Raw genomic sequence first — 17,910 nt, 5'->3', positions numbered from 1 at the left:
CAGATCAGCGCTGGACCCACTGGCCGGCGGCGTTCTTGTACCACTGGCCCGAGCTGATGCGCGGCAGCAGCTGGGTTTCGAACATCCGGGCGCCGGCCACTTCAGCCGAGGTGCCGGCGTCGGCGGCGCTGCGGGCGTAGGCCTGACGGCGGCCGGCGTTGGTGGCGCTGACGGCGGCCTGGGTGTCGGGCGCGACCGAAGTGCGCACGCCGAGATAGCCGTCAGCCTGCTCGCCGACCGTGCCGGCGGCCTTGGCCTGATCGACCAGGGCCTTTTGCGAGGCCGTCTGGGCCACGGCGGCGCCGGCGGCCACGCCGAGAGCGGCGACAGCGGCGACGGCGACGAAGAGCTTGCGATGGTTCATGTTCAGCCCCTTTCTTTCGGTCAGAACAGGTTGGGGTTTTCGCGCAGGAGGTTCTGCAGTTCCTGGTCGAGCTTGATGCGGATGTCGGCGTCCAGCTTGGCGTAGATCTGCAGCGGTTCGCTGAATTTGATGTTCACCGTGGGCGCGCACGCGGCGACGCTGACGGCGGCGAGGCCGAGCAGGGCGATCTGACGCTTGCTGATCATGAGGCCGGTCTCCGAAGGCGGCGGTTGAAGTCGTGGCGATCTAACGCCCCGGTGCGTGAACGGGTTCTGAACAAAGCGGCGCCGTATCTCAAGGCCTGATCTCCGGCGCTTCGCCGCGACGGGCGTACTCCATCAGGTCCGAGACGATCTGGTTGGCGTTCCAGGTGGTGTCCAGCGTCAAATCGATCGGGGTGTCGGACGGCAGGTTCAGCTTCTTGTTGAGGAAGTCGCGGCGGATCAGCTCCATCCAGCTGAGGCGCAACTGTTCGCGCTCGGGCGGATCGTGGCGGCCATTGATATGGAACCGAACGCCCAGGCGGCCGCCGTCCAGGCTGTTGACCTCGGCGGACAGGTCGCTGATCGCCAGATCCTGCATGGCCTGATAGGCCAGATCCTGCATGGTGTTGGGCGGCAGCGGCGCTCCATCGGCGTTCCCACCGCCCGCCGCCAGGTCGTCGAAGACCTCGGGCTTGATCGACAGACGGCCCGGCCGCACGGCGGTCAGCATGCCGCCGACGATGCGCCAGCCGGTATCGGGCGCGAAGGTGAAGGGCAGGCGGCCGGACACCACGGAATCCAGCTCGGCCTTGTCCTGCAGGTTGGCGCTCTTCATCAGCTCGTTCAGCTGCACCTGTTCGACCAGGATCACCCCGCCCCAGGCCTCGCCGGGCGTCAGGGGGATGCTGAACGGCTCGATGCTGATGCGGCCGCCCGCCGCCTGGATCTGACCGCCTGCCAGGGCCAGGGCCTTTTCGTCCAGGGCGAAGCGCAGCTCCAGATCGGTAAGAGGGGTGACGGTCTCCAGCCGGTCCACCGTCAGCACCTGATCCGGGGCGGTGACCAGCGGCGTCAGGCTGGTGAACTCGACGCGACCCTTTAGCCCCTGCACCTTGCCCGCCGGGCTGGTGAAGTCGAGCTCGGTGATGGTGGCGACGCCGGAGCTGGACGTGGTGGTCGGGGTCCAGTCGAAGCGGCCCTCGAACCCGGCCGAACCCTCGACCGGCGATTTCAGATAGTCGCCAGCCAGGGGGCTGAGATCATCGGGCTGCAGGCCCTGGGCGGTGAAGAAGAGGTTCGGCGCGCTGATGACGACGCCGCCCGCCTCGGCCTTGCCGTCGTGGCGCAGGTCGATGCGGCCGACTTCGTGCTCCAGACGTGTCAGGTCGAAGCCGCCGCTCCAGACATCGTTCGTCAGCTTCGCCTCGCCCGCCGCGGTCAGCGGCAGGAAGCGCAGGGGATCGGTCGTGTCGGCGACCTGGGCGCGGCTGACCGTTGCGGTCATCGACAGGCCGGCGGGCTTGCCGTCCACGACCAGTCGGCCCTGGGCGTCCGAGAAGCGCATGGCCAGGAAGGGGGCGGTGGCGCCGACGTCGGCCAGGCTTCCCTGGGCGCGCCAGGCGCCGTCCGCCACTGTGATCAGCGGCGTCTCGACGGGACAGAAGCGGCCCGCCACGTCGGTCACGTCGTTCTCGCCCAGTTCCAGCCGCTCGACGCTGAGGGGGATGCAGTCCTGGGTCGTATAGGTCAGCCGTCCGCCGTTCGAGGCCAACTCGCCCTTGGTCGACAGGGCGATGTTGCGTGCAGGACCGAAGTCCAGCGCCGCCTGACCGTCCAGCGCGGCGCGGAATCCGCCGGGCGTCAGGTTCCAGGACGGCACGGTGAATCGGGCCTCGGGCAGGCCGCCGCCACGCTGCGACGTCAGGCTCAGGGCCCCGCCGCCCGGCTGGTCCGGCTCGGCCGCGAACAGGGGCGTTTTCGCCGGTGAGATCGTCAGAAGGCCGCCGTTGGCCGGCCGGGCCGTCGCCGGTCGGATCAGGGTCAGTTCCGTGCCCGTATTGCTGGTGGCGAAGCGCACGCCGGGCGCGTCGATGGCGAAGGCGCTCAAGGCGCGTTTCAGCTCGGCCAGTTCCGGCTGGTCGTCAGGCGTCGGGGCGCCGAAGCCGGGCCAGGCGGCGCGGGCGGACGACAGAGCGCCCGTGGCGGCAATGCGGGTCACGCCGTCACGCACCACGTCCAGGGCCAGGCGGCCGCGGGCGTCGTTCAGCGTCAAGTCGCCGGAAACCAGTCGGCTCGCCGCCAAGGCCAGGGGGCCTTGAACCTCGAAGGCGTTATCGCGTCCGCCGGCCGCCAGATTTGATGATGTCAGGCTGGTCTGGGTCAGGCGTGAGGCGCCTATGACGCCGCTGTCCAGGCGAAGTGCGGCGGGCGAGGCCAGGCGCCACTCCAGGCCGCGCTTGCCGCGCGAGACCGAAACCTCGGCCTGGCTCAGGGCGAGATCGGCGCCGCGCGCGTTCAACCCCTGACCGCTCAGCCGCTGGGCGCGGACCCGTGTCTGTCCCTGGCCCGAGAGGCGGAAGGCTTCGATCCACCCCTGGGCCTGGCCGTCGAAGTCCAGCGAGGCCTCCGTCGCGCGGCTCTCGATCCCGCCAGCCGACAGGGCGTCCGCCGTCAGGTGGGCGGCGATAACGGCACGGCCGTCGCCGCGGCGCTTCTTGAGGTCGGGATAGGGCAGGTCGCCGGTCAGGCTCAGCTTCGTCGCCGATCCGGCGGCGTCCGTCAGGGTGAAGGCGTCGGCGGCGGCCTCGACTTTCAGAGCCACGCGGTCGTCGGTGGTGGTCAGGTCGATGACAGCGCTGAGGCCGCGCGCCTCGGCGTCGCCGCTCTTGAGCGAGGCGGCGGGCAGGCGGGCGTTCAGCCGCATCAGCCTGCTGTCGTCGATACGGGCGTCGGCCAGAATTTGCACAGGGCCGTACTCGGTGTCGATGCGGGCGCGGCCGCCCTCGACGATGACCAGGGGGGCGCGGCTGTCAGGGCGCGGCGGCCTGGATGTGAACTCCTCGATCAGAGGGTCCAGCGAACCGAGCGAGAACCTGCCGCCCTTCCAACTGGCGCGCGCCAGGGGGCGGATCAGGCGGATGCGGCTGGGGGTCACGCCCAGCCCGGCCTTGGACCAGGGCATGCCAAGGGCGTAGTCGACCTCGACCCGCTCCACCCTGAAGTCGGGGTTGCGTGGGTCGCCGATGCTGATCTTGCCGACGAAGCCGTCGACCTCCAGCTGTTCCACCTCGACGTCGGCGTCGATGCCCTTGCGGTCCAGCCAGCCGGTCAGAAGCTCGCGCGCGGCGGCGCGACGGTTCAGGTAGAGGGCGGCGGCCAGCACGATCAGAAGGGCGAGCCCGATCAGGAAGGCGATCAGCAGCGTCCGCGCGACAGAGCGTGGACGGAGGGGGGGCTTTGAGGCGGGGGTTTCGTCGGTCAAGGCGCTCGGCGATCCGTCGGCGAAAGGAGGCGTAACAACGCCACAGATCGTGTTGCAAGGACAGGCGTGGCTGTTTGAACACTGCTGCGTGGCGCGGCAGTCACTGTTCAGTCAAGCAAGGCGAGAAAAGGGCCATTGTCCGCTGATGATTCATGAAAAACAGTGGAATACTTGACCTTCACCCGGCCAAGTTAACCAATTGTAACCTACGCGCTTCCCAAGATGGGACGGACGGGCTATATCGCTCGCTTCGCGTTTTCGGGGCTGCCGGGGCGCGATCCATGATTCGAATGGTTTGGCGCCAGTAGGGCGTCGTCGATTGCCGGGGACCGATGGCTCAGTTCGATCCGCGCCGCCAGCCGATGCGGCTTGCGCCGCATCTCCTGACGACCGCCGCCGCAGTGGCCATCGCCCTTGTGGCGGGTCAAGCCTATGAACCGGTTCGCGCCGAGGAAGTTCCCGCGCTGACGTCGGAACAGATGGCCTATCTTGAGACCCAGGCCTACGCCGCCGCCGGCGCGCCGACCGGTCTGACGGCCCCTGAGGCCATCCCTGTGCAAATCCGCCGCGGCGAAACCTTCGAGCAGGCCGTGCGCCGCACCGGCGTCGGCGCCGATGAAGCCAGCGCCGTCGCCGCCACCATCGCCAGCGCCTTCGATCTCAAGGACATGCGCGCAGGCCTGAAGTTTGAAACCGCCGTCTCCAAGCCGCGCGGCGGCCGGGGCGACGCCCGCCTGATCGGCCTGACCATGCGCACCGGCCCGGCCAGCCAGTTGACCGTGTCGCGCAGCTTCGACGGCGCCCTGCGCCTTCGCGCCCTTGACGAAAAGGTGACGCACGAAACCGTCGTCGCCAATGACAAGGTTCAGCGTTCGCTGTCGGCCAGCGCCCGGGAACTGGGCGCCACCTCGGCGGTCGTCCGCCGCGCCAGCCAGTTGTTCGCACACAAGTTCGACATGCAGCGCGACGTGCGCGCCTCGGACGAGTTCACCCTGGTCTTCGACCGCTCGGTGACCGAAGCCGGCCGCACGGTGGAAACCGGCGAACTGCTCTATGCCGAGCTGAAGGGCCACGCCTTCTACCGCTATCAGCGCCCCGGCGCGAAGACGGCGGAATATTTCGACGCCACCGGCAAGAACACGCGCACCGCCATGATGCGTACGCCGCTGACCAGCTTCCGCCGCGTCAGCTCCAACTTCGGCGTCCGCACCCACCCCATTTCCGGTTATCGCAAGATGCACCAGGGCATGGACTTCGCCGCCACCACGGGCACGCCCGTCGTGGCCCCCGCCGACGGCGTGGTGGTCGAGGCCCGTCGCTGGGGCGGCTACGGCAACTGGCTGCGCATCCGCCACGCCAACGGTCTGGAAAGCGGCTACGGCCACCTGTCGCGTTATGGCTCGGGCATCCGCGCCGGCCAGCGCGTGTCTCAGGGTCAGGTCGTCGCCTACGTCGGCTCGACCGGCGCCTCGACCGGTCCGCACCTGCACTATGAGATCTGGCGCAACGGCCAACGGATCAATCCGTCCGGCATCAAGACCCAGGAAGGCACGGTTCTGGCTGGTTCCGACCTGGCCGCCTTCCGCGCCGAGAAGGCCCGCATCGACCGCATCATCGCCGCCGGCGGTCAGCGCCGCCCGGTGGTCCAGCAGGCCTCGGCTTCGGGCCTGCGTTCCGTCGAAGGCTGACGGCTTGGGGCCGTGCGCGGCTCCCCATTCTAACCCACCAGCATCGGCGTTCGCCCCTGGGTCGGGCACTGGACGCCGTGCACCCGCACGTCGGCCTCGCCCAACTTCTGGCCCAGAAGGTCGAGCAGGGGCTGGACGATCCCGTCAAGCACTGGGCCGAGCGGCGTTAGCAGGGTCCCGACCGCCTGAACCAGGCCGCCGAGATCCAGGCCGAGCAGGCTGACCTCCATCCGTTGCAGCAGGCTGACGATCAGACCGTTGAGGAAGCCGCGTGAGCGCACGGACTTGACCGTATGGTTGGAGATGTCCGCGGTGCTGAACACCGCCTCCTGCCAGTTCAGGTCGGCGATTTCCAAGTCCGCGTGGGCTTTGACGGTGACCAGGTTCAGGGCTGAAACCAGGGTCGCCGGCGAACTCGTCAGCGGCGCCTTGAAGTTCTTCAACCTGGATTCGTCGATGGCGCCGACGCGCGCCCGCGCCACACCGGGTCTCACGGCCAGGGTCACGGTTCGCGCCCCCTCGCAGTTGATGCGTTTCAGGCGGGCCTCCGACGCGGCCGCCTCGACCAGGATGGGCAGCTTGACCTGGGCCAGGCCAGCCAGAGCCTGGGCCGTCGTCGCCTTCAGATAGATGCGGGCCTGGGCGGTGCGGATGATGGGTTCGTCCTTGCCGGTGATGGTCAACCACGGCGACTTGTTGGGCCGCTCGCCGATGGCCAGCATGACGTCCAGATCGGCCAGGCCGGCGCGCGCGCCCAGATCCAGCGCCACCTGACGGTCGCCGTTGGCGGTCTCCAGCGAGGCCATGATCAGGTCCAGGGCCGAGACGTCCGCGTTCAGGGCCTCGCGCAGCCCCTGTCTGGCGTCGACCTCGACCCCGATCAGGTCTTTCAGCCTGAGCTTGGCGTCCGCCGGCGTGCGGGTCAGTTTGCCTAGAACCGATTTGGTATCGGACCCCGCGATGGATTCCAGCACCTTCAAGGCGCGTCCCGCCGTGACCTCCTGATTCAACAAGGCGTCATAGTCGCCCGCCGTCACGCCCAGGTCGGCGGCCAGGGCGTCGGAGAACTGCAGCAAATTGACCTGAGCCCCGGCCAGGGCGCGATAATCCATCACCGTCAGCGAGACATTGCCGCCCAGCAGGCTCGACAGCAGGGCGTTGGCCAGTCCCCCGTCCAGGCTGGCCAGTCGCGAGCCGATCGAAAACATGGCCTGGGGCCGGCCGCCCGGAATGGCGGCTGTGGCGGTCTTGCGCACGGTGATGCTGTCGCGCTTCAGAATCCAGCGACCAAAGAACAGGGAGGCGGGCGCCGTCACCTCGACCCGCGCGGCGTTGAGTTCGGAAGCATTGGCCCTGAACCGGTCCTCAGGTTTGAGGCGAGGGTCGGCGGTATAGCCGCCCTTGGTCACGCTGACGGTCTGCAGGTCGGTCAGATTGGCCGCGGCTGTGGCGCGGGCGGCGGACTCGGCATGGGTCAGGTCGTGGGCGGCGGCCATGGCCGACAGGTCCGCCGCGCCCTGGATCTTGCGGGCCTTGAGCGAGATGGCCCCCAGATCGACAGCCAGAGCGGCCAGGACGCACATGAGGCCGGCGAAGGCGGCCGACATGACGGCCACCCCGCCTTTTTGGTCTTCAAGCCAGCGGAGGCGCGGCATTTCAGTATCCCCCCAGACGGACAATGGCGGTCCTGCGGATGGTGGGCGGCGGCGAGGGGACAATGGCCGCCAGGGCCATCAGGGGGTGATCTCTGGCGTCATAGACGACATTGACGCGGATGATGCTCGCCGTGCTTTCGACCTCGACCGAGGCCCGATCGGCCTGCAGGCCCAGATCCTCGACCTGAGCGCCGATGAAGTCGCGCGCCAGGGTTTCCCGTTCCGCCGGGTCCAGCCCGGCGATCGCCGCTCGCGCCCCCTCCGACGCCAGCGACTGGACCGAATGGGCCATCCAGAACCATCCGCCGTATACGACGATGCCCAGCATCATCAGGATCAGCAGCGGCGCGACCATGGCGAACTCGATGGCGGCGACGCCGCGCCGGTCGCGGTTGAATGACAGAAGGGAAGAGCAGCGCCTCATGGTTCGGCCTCACCTCTTTAAGGTGACAACTATAAGTTGAACACCGTTAAGCGGTGCTGAACACGCAAGAATAAAGGCGGGCCAATCGGCTCCGCCTTGAAGGGTCTGCTTCTGAAGGAAAGATGGCGCACCCGAAGAGATTCGAACTCCTGACCCCCAGATTCGTAGGAAATTTCAAAGCCAATTTCCCGCTGTTCCAGATTGTTCCAACTTGCCTCACAAGCCATTGCTCTAACTGACGTTTTTTCGGGCTAACCGTCTTTTTGCGTTCTAGGCGGTTTCACCTGTTTCCCGTTTTTCTGTGCCCCATATGTGCCCCAAAGCGATTTCAAGACTGATCGCCTGACGGGTCGCGGGGCACGCGATCCCTAACCCGACACGTGCGGAAAGGGCGCTGGAATGAGCAAGGTCAAACTCACCGATCGGTATGTTGCGACGATCCGCGCCGCCGAAGCTCGGCAAGGACATTGCGCTCTCTATGGATGCGCGCGGCTTCGCCCAGATCGTCGGGGGACGCCAGCCGATGCAGGACCTTGGCCGGACTTGAGACACCTTCCGCTCACACGGGTTTCGCGCGAAACCCCGGGCTGGCGGTCGGTCGTCAAGCTAGGAAAGCCTTATGCCCAACCTTGATGACCTGACGCGGTTCCTGACCGGACCGGTCACCATCGCCTGTCCGCGAATGACGCTCCTCTGCGGGGACTTTGAGCCTGCGCTTGTCGAAGGCGCAGGCACATTCACGATCGTGAACGAACGCGAGTTTGAATATCGCCTGACCGGTACGCCAGCCGACCTGGGGCATGCGATGCGTGCGATGAATCGGGCGCGCGAAGATCGCTACGACGCGCTGAGCCAGTTCCGCCTGCTCCTGGTTGATGAGAACGGGGACGAATGGAACGGCGGCTGGACGATGCCGGAGTTCAATGTAGGCGCCGACGGCTGGGTCTTCTCGGGCACGTGTGACGCCCTCATGGGCGGCGGGGCGGCGGAGGCGGATCGAGCAGGGGCGGAAGCTCGCTTCATCATCCCCAGGAATCACAGCGCATCCGCCGCCTTGCGTCGCCTGGTCCGGACGGAGGTCCGGCCGGGAGAGTGGGAAGCGGTAAGGACCATCGAGGTTCTCGGGTCGCCGGTGAGCTTCCGCTTCGACCGGACCACGAACGTGCTCGCGATTTCGGCCCCGTCTACCGAAGCCATGCCCGCTCATTCCGCGGAGAACTGGCTGGGGGAGCCGCTCCGGGTTCTGTTCGGGCAACTGGTCTTCCCTCGACTGGTGGAACGTCGCTTCTCCGACGGGCGGTTGATGCTCTGGGTTCGTCAATCACCGGCCTGGACAAGAGACTCCGTCTGGCTCGCGATGTGGAACGCCTCGGATCCGACGACGGAAGACCTGTTCTTCGACCTCTACCGGGACCTGCTGACCATGGTGGTCCGCACGGGTCTGTGGGGAAGCCATACGGTCACCGCCTATTTTGAAGAGGTCATTCAGGCGATGCGTGGCTCACGATGGGTCTGGGCCATGACGATGGCCTCAAGCATCGAAGGCATCGCCCGCATTCTCGTACCCGAGGAAACCCGTCGCGCGGACGCCGACCCCGCAGCGATCGCGGGTCTGATCGAACACATCGACGCCTGGGTAGGGCCGCAACGTCTGAGAGACACAGCTAGAAGCGCCGTAGGCCGGGCGGATCAGGTGTCTGTAGTGCGCGGCCTGATCGATCTCGCCGATCGAGGCGTCGGCACAAGGGCTCAGGTCGAAACCTGGAGGCGATTGCGCAATCAGGTGATGCACGGGGAATTCGTTTCGAACTATTCTACGGAAGAGGATGACGCGATCCTGCTCAACCTCGCAGACCTGCTTCGCGCTCTGACCCGAGAGGCCGCGCGGCGCGCCACAACCGATACGCTGGAACAGCCGAGCGCGGGGATTTCTGACGCTACCTAAAGGCTACGGCCTCTTCATCCCTCAGCAGACTTCGGGAGCGTCGCCGGCAAGAGGTCAGGATAGATGGCCGCGAGACGCCGATGGACGCTGTCGGCGATCCCGAGCGAGGAGATGTGGACGCCGACGTCGTTCCATGGCGCATCGTGATCGACCGCGCTTGAGGTCCAGTTCAGGCTCGTGACCACAACATCGTCCGCGTCCCAGAGAATGAACTTGCCGTGCAGATGGGTCTTGCCGACGCACGCAAGCCGAACACCGTTTCCCGCCGCCTCTTCAACCAGAACGCGGGCATGGCGTTTCTTGAGTGGGCCGGCGGGCATTGTGTAGAGCACCGTCACATCGACCTCGCGCTCGGCGGCCGCCTCGCCTTGCAGGATCGCCCCGGGACGGGCCGTCGAGCCCAGGCGATGGCAAACGACGGTCAGGCGTCGCTTCGCCGACTCGGCCGCGCGACGCATCAGACCATCGTGGGCGCCGCCGACGACCAGAGTGACGCGATCAGGACCTCCGCGCTCCGGTTCGCGACGAAGGTCGTTGGCCGTGATCGCGAGTTCGTGGGCGAGATCGTCCGCCACGCCCCGGCGACCGGTCATGACCTGAACGATCCGGCAAACATCGGCGACGGCGTGAGCGTCGCGCAGAATGACCGACAGCTCGACGGCGTTGAACGGGGTCGAAAGCCAGTTGCAGGAGCCGACGACGGCCATCCAGCCGTCATACTCCGTATCGAGCAGGACGATCTTGGCGTGCGAGCCGGTGGTGTTCATCTGGAAGCGGACGTTGCCCCGCAGTTCAGGGTCGTCACGGACGAGGTCGGCGATCTTAGGAACGACGAGAGCGGTCTTGCGTGGCTTGTCGTCATCCACGTCGAGATCGTCATTGTCGCCCCAGAGGATGTCGATGCGGACTCCGCGACGGCAGGCGTCGCGGATCGGCCCGAGGAGGGCCCTGAAGCGCTCAAGGTCCAGGAAAGTCGAGTGGAGGATCAGCCTGCGGTGCGCGCGCGCCAGAAGATCGCCCAGAGCGTTCCTGTGAGCCGCGCCGCCGATGATCACGTCGTCAGGCCCGATGCGGCAGGCGTGGGTCGGCAAGGCCTCGATCGGCGTCTCCCCGGGGCCATTGTAGGAGACGACGATACTGCGGGTGCCTGCGGGTCGGGCGGCGGCATCCTCCACCAGGCCGCGCAGTCGTGGTCCGACCTTGTCCGGTAGGCCCTGGACCACACCGTCCGCGACCGGGAAGACCATGAACTCGTCCTCCCGCACCGCGGCAGCCCCCGTGTTGACCCCGGCCACCTGCTCGTCCCAGTTGCGGACGGCGATCTCGCTCAGACGGGCCATGTTGGCCTCGGGTGACAGGGACGGGCCGCCGTCGCGTACCTCGATGTACCGCACTTCCCGGCCGGCCGCGCTTTCCGCCTCGAGCTTGGCGTGGGTCGACCGGCGTACCTGGGAGGCATTGAAGAACTCTCCGGTCGCGAAATCTACGACGAACGCCACCTTTCGTGGGGCGAATTTCGGGAAGGTCGGCAATGGCGCTCCGGCACTCGTCGATCGGCGACCGAACTCGCTGAGTTGAAACGCCGACGTCGCGCCGACGAGCGCGATCTCGACGAGCCTGAAGCGCATCAGCCGGGTCACGGATGCGACGACGACCTGTCTGGGCACGGCCAGTTGGCCGACCAGACCATCGAGCCCCACGGACTGGCGTCCGATGGCCAGCAGGATCGCCTCATCAACCACCGACCAGGCGCGAGACGTTTCGATCGTCACGCGCATCGAAATTCGGGCCATCGGCACTGCGATGAGGACGCTCATCGAATGAGTCCCAAGGCGGATGGTGGCAGGCTGGTCGCCAGGGGAACGCCCTTGCGCTTCCGTCCCTCAGCATCCTCGATCGCCGCGATCATGTCGGTCAGGAAATCAAGGCTGTGCGCCTCTTCATCCGGATTGACCCCGCGGACCGCCTCTTTCAGGAAATCCAGACTGCCGACGATCACCAGCTGGTCCTTGGCGCGGCTGAGGGCCACGTTCATGCGGGCCTTCTCCCGCAGGAATCCGACCGCCCCCAGCCCCGTGCGTGGATTGTTTCTGACCAGGGAAAGGAGGACGAGGTCGGCCTCGTTACCCTGGAAGGAATCTATCGTGCCGACAAACGCGCCGTCGCTTCGGACCGGCGCGAAGGCGTCCAGGTGCTTGAGGTCTCTCGAAAGCCCGTACGTCAGACGGCGTTGCAAATGTTCGACCTGGGCCTTGTAGGGCGAAAGGATAGCCAAGGTCGGCCGCGTCCCGTCGGCCGCACGAACGTGGCGCAACACGGCCATGACGGCGTCGGCCTCGACGCTGTTTCTCAGCCGCCCGACCTCCTCCTCCGCGCTCGGTTCACCGGGTTTGGGCCGGCTCACGTGCGGGAAGTCGACGACGACGATCGGCGAAGCCGTCATCGGCTCCAGATAGCGTAGTGGGGAAGCGTCCGCCTCGACCTCGGCGATCCGCGACGCCGACGTCGTCAGGCCGCCGTCGTAAAAGGCCTTGGAAACGACCTCGGCGATGGCCGGATCCATCCGTCGCTGTTCGGTCAGAGTTTCCGCGATCGGGCGATGGCCGACGCGTTGTTTGGCCTGTCGCTCATCCTCGGCGACCAGGGTCTCGAACGGTGCGAACAGTCGGTGCGCACGCTCTCCCGTCGCGCGCTGGTCACCCGGGTCTGCGGCGAGGAGCCGACCCAGACGCGTCGTCCACTCCTCATCGAGCATGGGCGCCAGCAGGACCTTCGCCTCCGCCAGCGCCGTCTGGGTCAGGGCGTGGCTCGACAGGATCGTCCGCATGCGCGGAGCGTCGAAAGCCGGGAGCTGGTTATGGTCCCCGATCAGCAGGCGTCTGCCTGACAGCATGAGCGCACCCGCCAGTTCCGGCCCGGTTGCCCGCGCCGCTTCCTCCACGATCACCCAGTCAAACTGGGCGCGGGACTCGACGAGTCGCTCAACGTCGCGCGAGTTCAGGGTCGAGATCACGATATCCGCCGCGTCGAGCAGCAGGCTGGCCAACGCCCCGAGAGCCACCCGGTCGCCGACCATGAGGTCGGCCTTGCGTTCGAGGCTGTCCTCGACCGAAACCCGCAGCGCCTTGACCGCCTCCCCGAGGCTGGGCGGAGCTGCGGCGACCCCCGCGCTCGTTTCTAGGGTCCGGAGCAGATCCAGTGCACGGGCCTCCACCTCCTGGGGAAGGCGCGCCTGGCGTTCGGGCGTCGAGGAGCGGATGACGAGGACCTTGTCTGCGCCGGACATGGCCAACGCCTCTTGCACCTTCTCCTGGAGATGGTTCAGCGCGTCGTGCCCCTGGGCGCAGATCAGCATTCGGCTGTTGGGCTCGCGATCGAAGCGCCGGGTGACGATCTCGGTCGCAAGCCGGGTCTTGCCAACACCGGGCGGCCCTACGACCAGCAGGGTCGGCGCGACCTCGAAGGCGGCGGCCAGAGCCGCCTGCTTCGGCGCGTCGAGAACCTTGAAGCTCTTCAGACCGCGTTCCTTCTCGCTCAGGCCTTCTCCGGTCGACCGCCGGACGCGCCAGGGATTGGTCAGCATATCGGTCAGGTCGGGCCGGCCCGCCAACGCCTTCAGCACCCGCAGGCGGCGTGCGATGACCTGCTCGGAACCGGTGTCGCTCTGCGGTTTGAGGAACAGCGGTCCATCGTAGCCATCGAGAGGCTCATCGATCTCGAAGCGGTACGCCTGCCTGCCGTCGATCGTGCAAGCCCCGACGAAATGCGCCGCTGTATCGAAAGTGCGAGACGCCTTCATCGCGGCGGAGCGGCCGAGCCGCCACCGCATTTCCGCGTCCCGCCCGTCATCGTCGAACAGGCGCCGCATCGCCACCTCGCCCTGGGCCATGCCAAGCTTGCGAGCGAGTTGATCCCGATCGCTCCTCGGGAGGGCGCGCACCGCCACCACGGGCCGGCCGTTCTCGCGTCGGCGCTCGAGGATTTCGACCGGCAGGGCTTCAGCGGCCTTGACCACCCCCTCGACCAGTTGGGCGACGAACAGCGCATCCCCGACGTCGGCGACGGGATCGTCGCGTTCCGGTCGGTCGTCGGCGGCGAACGCGCTCCAGTCCAGCGCATCCGGTCCCAGCCGGAGTTTGAGGGTTTCCGCCTCCGTCGCATTGCGGGCGATCTGAATGGACTGGGTGATGTCATGTTGCCGATCGCCACGCGGTTCAAAACGACGATCGCGTGGGAAGACCCGTTCGCAGATGGCGGCATCCCAGCTGGGGACGCCATTGGACACCGATGCCCTGAGCGTCATCACGAGCTGGCCGGTGACCAGTCGGAGACCGTGTTTCGTAGGATCAAAACGGGACGGGATCAGAAGCGTCGCTCCGCCGTCGAAATCGGCGCGCACCCAGTCGAGCTGGTTACGGGTCTCGTCCACAGCGATGGCGCCGTCCGTGGCGTCGAAAACCGCTCGGCCGAGCCCTGCTTTTCCGGCGAAGGCCAGTACCAAGCTCCCGGCCTGGGTGACCGAGGCGCGCGTCAGCGTGAGCAACAAGTCCTCGATCGCTTCGCCAATGGAGCGGGCGTCGAGTTGATCGAACCGCGCCGGTGTCACCAGTCGCCGGAGAAGCTGTCGTTCGGCTGCGGACAGGCTCGCGTCGATCGCGGGTCTGCCCTCCGCCGAGACGAACCCGTCGCCATTCCGAACCGTCAGGCCGAGCAGTTCGAGAATCATCAGCCCCAAACAGCGCCAATCCTCGGCGAAGGAATAGGTGGGCGGGCGAAGAACGGCCGCACGCTCGCTGACATCGGCGTGGGCTCCGCCCGGGCCTTCGTTGATCAGATCGAGGGACCACTCCAGACCGCCGAGCTGGAAGTCCGGCTGGGCGGGGTCGCCCTCTGTCATGACGTTCTCGGCACAGACCGAACCGTGCATCAGCCCCTGGTCGTGGACGAGACCGAGCGCCTCGACCAAACGGGCGACGTTTCGCCAGAGAAGGCTGCGGGGACGAGGCGCTTCAAGCAGACGGAGCCAGTGGCTCTGCGGCACGCGTTTGCGTTTCTCGCTCAGAGGCTGACCGACCCTCTCCAGAACGAGACCGAAATGGTCGGCATCCTCCACCAGCTCCAGAAGATCGACGATCAGGTTGCCAGCGCCGGGGTTGGCCATGAGGCGGGTGATCTGACGCATCTCGTGGCGCCAGAGTTCTCGCAGATCCGCGTCTGCGGGTCCGCCGGTCTTGCGCCAGAGCTTCAGGGTCAACTCACGTCCTGTCGCGATCTCCTCGACCTCGAACAGGGTGGCGCGGAATGCCGTGTGATCACCCGGGGCGAGCGCCGCCTCAGGAAACGCAAACCGGTCTTCGAGAGGGCAAAGGACAGGTTTGCGTTGCGTCACCGGCATTGGAATCCGTCCCCAATCAAGACTGTTGGGGCGAGGCGAAACAGCCCCTGGCCGCGTCTGGAGCCTGAGGATCGCTTGGTTCGCGCAACGGTATGGGCAGGACGCTCTTCACACGTTCAAACTGCACCGATTCGAAGCCTGCTGAAGGGGCTGCAAGTCAGTAAGATCAAACGTGATCTTGCGCGAAACACTTTTCACCGCTCGGTGAAACGGGCAAATTCAGTGAAAACCATTTGACATGGTTCACCATAATGGCCACTTTCACCGGATGGTGAAACTGTATGATCCGGTAGAGCTGGAAGTCGAGGCGGTTGCAGCGGTCGTCAGCCTGTTGAATGACGTGCCGGCCCTGACCGTGGGCGACGTGGTTCGCGAAGCCAACATGCCTGATCGCGGGGTGGACTTCAGGATCGACTTCGACGTTGGGGGCTCAAGCCATATTCTTCTCGCCGAGGTGAAAACCTCGGGGTCGCCGCGAACCGCGCGTCACGCCATCGACCAGCTGATCAGCTACCAGTCGCGCCAGGCCGCGAAACACGGAAACTGGAACCCGGCCCTGATCTTCGTCGCTCCCTATCTGTCGCCACAGGTGCGGGAGATGTGTCGGGACTTCGAGGTCAACTACTGCGACCTGTTCGGCAACGCCCGGCTCGTGCTGCCCGGCCTCTACATCAACCGCGAGGTGGCCGAGACGCCGGCGGCCGAGAAGCGCGATCTCAAATCCCTGTTCAAGCCGAAGTCCGCCCGGGTCCTGCGCTACCTGCTCAGGCCCGGCCAGGAGCCCCGACGCCTGGGCGAAATCGCCGAGGCGACACAGGTCAGCATCGGCCAGGTCCACAAGCTCAAGACCGCCCTGCTGGAGCGGGACTGGATCGAGGAGACTCCGGACGGCGTCGTCGTCCGCAATCCGGACCAGCTCCTCGACGCCTGGCGTTCGGACATTGCCCCGGCGGGAACCCGGCGAGGCTACTACACGACGCTCCACGGCGGCCCGCTCGAGAAGGCGGTTGAAGCGGCCGTCAGGACTGCGGGCCCGCACGCCGCCCTGGCGGGCCGCTCGGCGGCGAACTGGCATGCGCCGTGGCTCGCGGCCGGTTCGGTCGAACTCTATGCCGACCGGACCGGCGCCGAGACCCTGGCGAAGGCTCTGGCGCTCGAACCCGCGCCAAAGGGCCCCAATGTCTGGATCACGGTCCTGGAGGACGACGGACCGTTGATGGATGCGGTTGATGTGGGCAGCGGGCTCAGGGCGACCAGTCTGGTCCAGACCTACCTCGACCTCTACCGGGGCGGCGAACGGGACCGGGAAGCGGCGGACCATCTTCGTGCCGAGCGACTGCCATGGTGAAGCCGGCTGTTCCGCGGCCCGGGCCGCATCCCTATGGGCCCCGGACCACCGAGGCCGTCAAACGGGTACTGGTCGAGCTCGGCCAGGTGCTGGGCGACTACAGGGGCAAGTTCGCCATCATAGGCGGCAATGTGCCGTGGCTGCAGATTCCCAACGCCGACACGGTCCATATCGGATCCATCGACATCGACCTGGCGCTGGACGCCGAGGCCCTGGCCGACGGCCAGTACAAGGGTCTCGTGGACACCCTTCTGGCGGCCGACTATCGCCAGCCCGCAGACGGCGAAGTCTTCCAGCTGACCCGCGAGGTTCCCGGTGAAAACGGCGAGCCGGCGATCAAGATCGTCGTCGATTTCCTGATGCCCAAACACGCGAAGATCAAAAGGAACCGTCCGCCGCTGATCCCTGACTTCGCGGTCATCCCGGCCAGCGGCGCGGACATGGCGCTGCGGTTCAACGACCTGATCGCCGTCGAGGCCGAGATGCCTGAAGGCGGACGCAACGAAGTCGAGCTGTCCGTGGCCACCATCCCGGCCTTCCTCGTCATGAAGGGGTTCGCCCTCGTCGGGCGGCTGAAGGACAAGGACGCCTACGATGTCTGGTACAGCATCCGGAATTACCCCGACGGGCTGGAAGCCCTGGTCCGGGACTGCCAACCCCTGCTGAAGATCGACACGGCGATCGAGGGTTTCGCCGGCATCGCCGGCAAGTTCCGGGACCGCGACTACACGGGGCCCGTCTCCGTTCGGCGTTTCGCTGCCGAACAGGGCATCCTCGACGGTCGGGACGAGGAGGAATGGCAGACCGACGCTTTCGGCCAGATCGACGCCTTCCTGAAGGCGATCGCGATCCGATGACCGTGGCGGACGCGCCCTTTCCTCATATCATCCGGGCGGATCAGCTTCTGTCGCGCGCCGACGCGCTGGCGCGGCCGTCGCCCGTCCCCGCGGTTGCGGGGCTCTACGGCTGGTACTTCCGCGACGTTCCGCCCGGGATCGATGCCGACGGCTGTCACAATGTCGAGGGTCTGACGCTGCTCTATGTCGGCATCTCGCCGAAGCAACCGCCGGCCAACGGTCGCGGACCCTCGAGATCGACTCTGAGGCAGAGACTGCGGACACACTACGCCGGCAACGCTGAGGGCTCGACCCTGCGCAAGACCCTCGGTTGCCTCCTCGCGGAGGAGACCGGCTACCCCTTGCGTCGTGTCGGGTCCGGCCGTCGCCTGACCTTCACCAACCCCGGCGAACAGGCGCTCGATCGCTGGATGTCGGACAACGCCTTCGTCGCCTGGACGACGGCGACCGAACCCTGGCTGCTGGAGCATCGGCTTCTGCAATCCGGTCTCGTCCTGCCCCTGAACATCCGCGACAATCCCTCGCCGCGACATACCCGGGCGATCAGCCAGGTCCGGCAGAAGGCGGTGGCGGCGGCGCTCGGTTTCCCCATCGTCGCCGACGGAGGCGGAAGGCGAAGGGCAGCGTCGTAGACGCCGCCGCGGCCTTGCGCATGATCGAGGTCGTCATCGCCGTCGTTATTTGCGGGTTCGTCTTCTGGATTGGGTGTTCCGTCAATCAAGGCGGCGTATGAGCGACCGGCGACCGGAACAGGGAAGCGGCTCGCACC

At 66.8% G+C, this 17,910-nt stretch carries 12 protein-coding genes; 5 read left to right on the top strand and 7 right to left on the bottom strand.

From position 1 onward, the window contains the following. Positions 1-4: 4 nt before the first annotated feature. From RTY13_RS10040 to RTY13_RS10030, 3 genes are all read right to left on the bottom strand, one after another. A complete protein-coding gene (locus RTY13_RS10040; protein WP_312783109.1) occupies positions 5-364 on the bottom strand; it encodes a YdbL family protein in 360 nt (119 codons plus the stop codon). 20 nt (positions 365-384) lie between these two features. Then, the gene (locus RTY13_RS10035) at positions 385-570 is read right to left on the bottom strand and encodes a YnbE family lipoprotein (RefSeq protein ID WP_207824933.1); all 186 of its coding nucleotides are present in this window, start codon (positions 568-570) and stop codon (positions 385-387) included. A gap of 88 nt (positions 571-658) precedes the next feature. Then, positions 659-3,829, bottom strand: a complete 3,171-nt coding sequence (locus RTY13_RS10030; RefSeq protein ID WP_312783107.1) for a YdbH domain-containing protein — start codon at positions 3,827-3,829, stop codon at positions 659-661. A gap of 332 nt (positions 3,830-4,161) precedes the next feature. On the opposite strand from RTY13_RS10030, the gene RTY13_RS10025 reads away from it, so the two are divergent. Further along, on the top strand, positions 4,162-5,517 hold the full coding sequence (locus RTY13_RS10025) for a peptidoglycan DD-metalloendopeptidase family protein (RefSeq protein ID WP_312783105.1): 1,356 nt from the start codon (positions 4,162-4,164) through the stop codon (positions 5,515-5,517). Positions 5,518-5,546: 29 nt separating this feature from the next. Here the strand turns inward: RTY13_RS10025 and RTY13_RS10020 are convergent, their stop codons facing one another. After that, on the bottom strand, positions 5,547-7,172 hold the full coding sequence (locus RTY13_RS10020; protein ID WP_312783103.1) for a TadG family pilus assembly protein: 1,626 nt from the start codon (positions 7,170-7,172) through the stop codon (positions 5,547-5,549). 1 nt (position 7,173) lies between these two features. Further along, complete coding sequence (locus RTY13_RS10015; RefSeq protein WP_312783102.1) at positions 7,174-7,596, bottom strand: TadE/TadG family type IV pilus assembly protein; 423 nt, start codon at positions 7,594-7,596, stop codon at positions 7,174-7,176. Positions 7,597-8,215: 619 nt separating this feature from the next. Here RTY13_RS10015 and RTY13_RS10010 point away from each other — a divergent pair. After that, the gene (locus RTY13_RS10010) at positions 8,216-9,541 is read left to right on the top strand and encodes a hypothetical protein (RefSeq protein WP_312783101.1); all 1,326 of its coding nucleotides are present in this window, start codon (positions 8,216-8,218) and stop codon (positions 9,539-9,541) included. Positions 9,542-9,555: 14 nt separating this feature from the next. On the opposite strand, the gene RTY13_RS10005 is transcribed toward RTY13_RS10010, so the two are convergent. Further along, the gene (locus RTY13_RS10005; RefSeq protein WP_312783099.1) at positions 9,556-11,358 is read right to left on the bottom strand and encodes a phospholipase D-like domain-containing protein; all 1,803 of its coding nucleotides are present in this window, start codon (positions 11,356-11,358) and stop codon (positions 9,556-9,558) included. Further along, positions 11,355-14,936: an AAA domain-containing protein gene (locus RTY13_RS10000; RefSeq protein ID WP_312783096.1), complete on the bottom strand. Its 3,582-nt coding sequence runs from the start codon at positions 14,934-14,936 to the stop codon at positions 11,355-11,357. Before RTY13_RS10000 ends, RTY13_RS10005 begins: the two co-directional genes overlap by 4 nt. A 238-nt stretch (positions 14,937-15,174) precedes the next feature. Between RTY13_RS10000 and RTY13_RS09995 the strand changes: the two genes are divergently transcribed. From RTY13_RS09995 to RTY13_RS09985, 3 genes are read left to right on the top strand one after another with little or no spacing between them, the layout of a single operon-like run. Then, the gene (locus tag RTY13_RS09995; RefSeq protein WP_312783094.1) at positions 15,175-16,284 is read left to right on the top strand and encodes a type IV toxin-antitoxin system AbiEi family antitoxin; all 1,110 of its coding nucleotides are present in this window, start codon (positions 15,175-15,177) and stop codon (positions 16,282-16,284) included. After that, positions 16,278-17,141 (top strand): hypothetical protein, encoded by an 864-nt coding sequence (locus RTY13_RS09990; protein ID WP_312783092.1) that lies wholly within the window; start codon positions 16,278-16,280, stop codon positions 17,139-17,141. Before RTY13_RS09995 ends, RTY13_RS09990 begins: the two co-directional genes overlap by 7 nt. Then, the gene (locus RTY13_RS09985; protein WP_312783090.1) at positions 17,138-17,773 is read left to right on the top strand and encodes a GIY-YIG nuclease family protein; all 636 of its coding nucleotides are present in this window, start codon (positions 17,138-17,140) and stop codon (positions 17,771-17,773) included. The genes RTY13_RS09990 and RTY13_RS09985 overlap by 4 nt, the downstream gene beginning before the upstream one ends. Positions 17,774-17,910: the final 137 nt, after the last annotated feature.

The sequence above is a fragment of the Brevundimonas sp. genome (assembly GCF_032055285.1).
Lineage (GTDB): Bacteria > Pseudomonadota > Alphaproteobacteria > Caulobacterales > Caulobacteraceae > Brevundimonas.
Note: the sequence above shows the minus strand (reverse complement) of the source record. Positions and strands in the feature narration are given on the sequence as shown.

Excerpts from the sequence above, each read along its gene's own strand:
- RTY13_RS10040 (WP_312783109.1), bottom strand. The coding sequence starts at position 364 with ATGAACCATCGCAAGCTCTTCGTCGCCGTCGCCGCTGTCGCCGCTCTC.
- RTY13_RS10035 (WP_207824933.1), bottom strand. The coding sequence starts at position 570 with ATGATCAGCAAGCGTCAGATCGCCCTGCTCGGCCTCGCCGCCGTCAGC.
- RTY13_RS10025 (WP_312783105.1), top strand. The coding sequence starts at position 4,162 with ATGGCTCAGTTCGATCCGCGCCGCCAGCCGATGCGGCTTGCGCCGCAT.
- RTY13_RS10020 (WP_312783103.1), bottom strand. The coding sequence starts at position 7,172 with ATGCCGCGCCTCCGCTGGCTTGAAGACCAAAAAGGCGGGGTGGCCGTC.
- RTY13_RS10015 (WP_312783102.1), bottom strand. The coding sequence starts at position 7,596 with ATGAGGCGCTGCTCTTCCCTTCTGTCATTCAACCGCGACCGGCGCGGC.
- RTY13_RS10010 (WP_312783101.1), top strand. The coding sequence starts at position 8,216 with ATGCCCAACCTTGATGACCTGACGCGGTTCCTGACCGGACCGGTCACC.
- RTY13_RS10005 (WP_312783099.1), bottom strand. The coding sequence starts at position 11,358 with ATGAGCGTCCTCATCGCAGTGCCGATGGCCCGAATTTCGATGCGCGTG.
- RTY13_RS10000 (WP_312783096.1), bottom strand. The coding sequence starts at position 14,936 with ATGCCGGTGACGCAACGCAAACCTGTCCTTTGCCCTCTCGAAGACCGG.
- RTY13_RS09995 (WP_312783094.1), top strand. The coding sequence starts at position 15,175 with ATGGTTCACCATAATGGCCACTTTCACCGGATGGTGAAACTGTATGAT.
- RTY13_RS09990 (WP_312783092.1), top strand. The coding sequence starts at position 16,278 with ATGGTGAAGCCGGCTGTTCCGCGGCCCGGGCCGCATCCCTATGGGCCC.
- RTY13_RS09985 (WP_312783090.1), top strand. The coding sequence starts at position 17,138 with ATGACCGTGGCGGACGCGCCCTTTCCTCATATCATCCGGGCGGATCAG.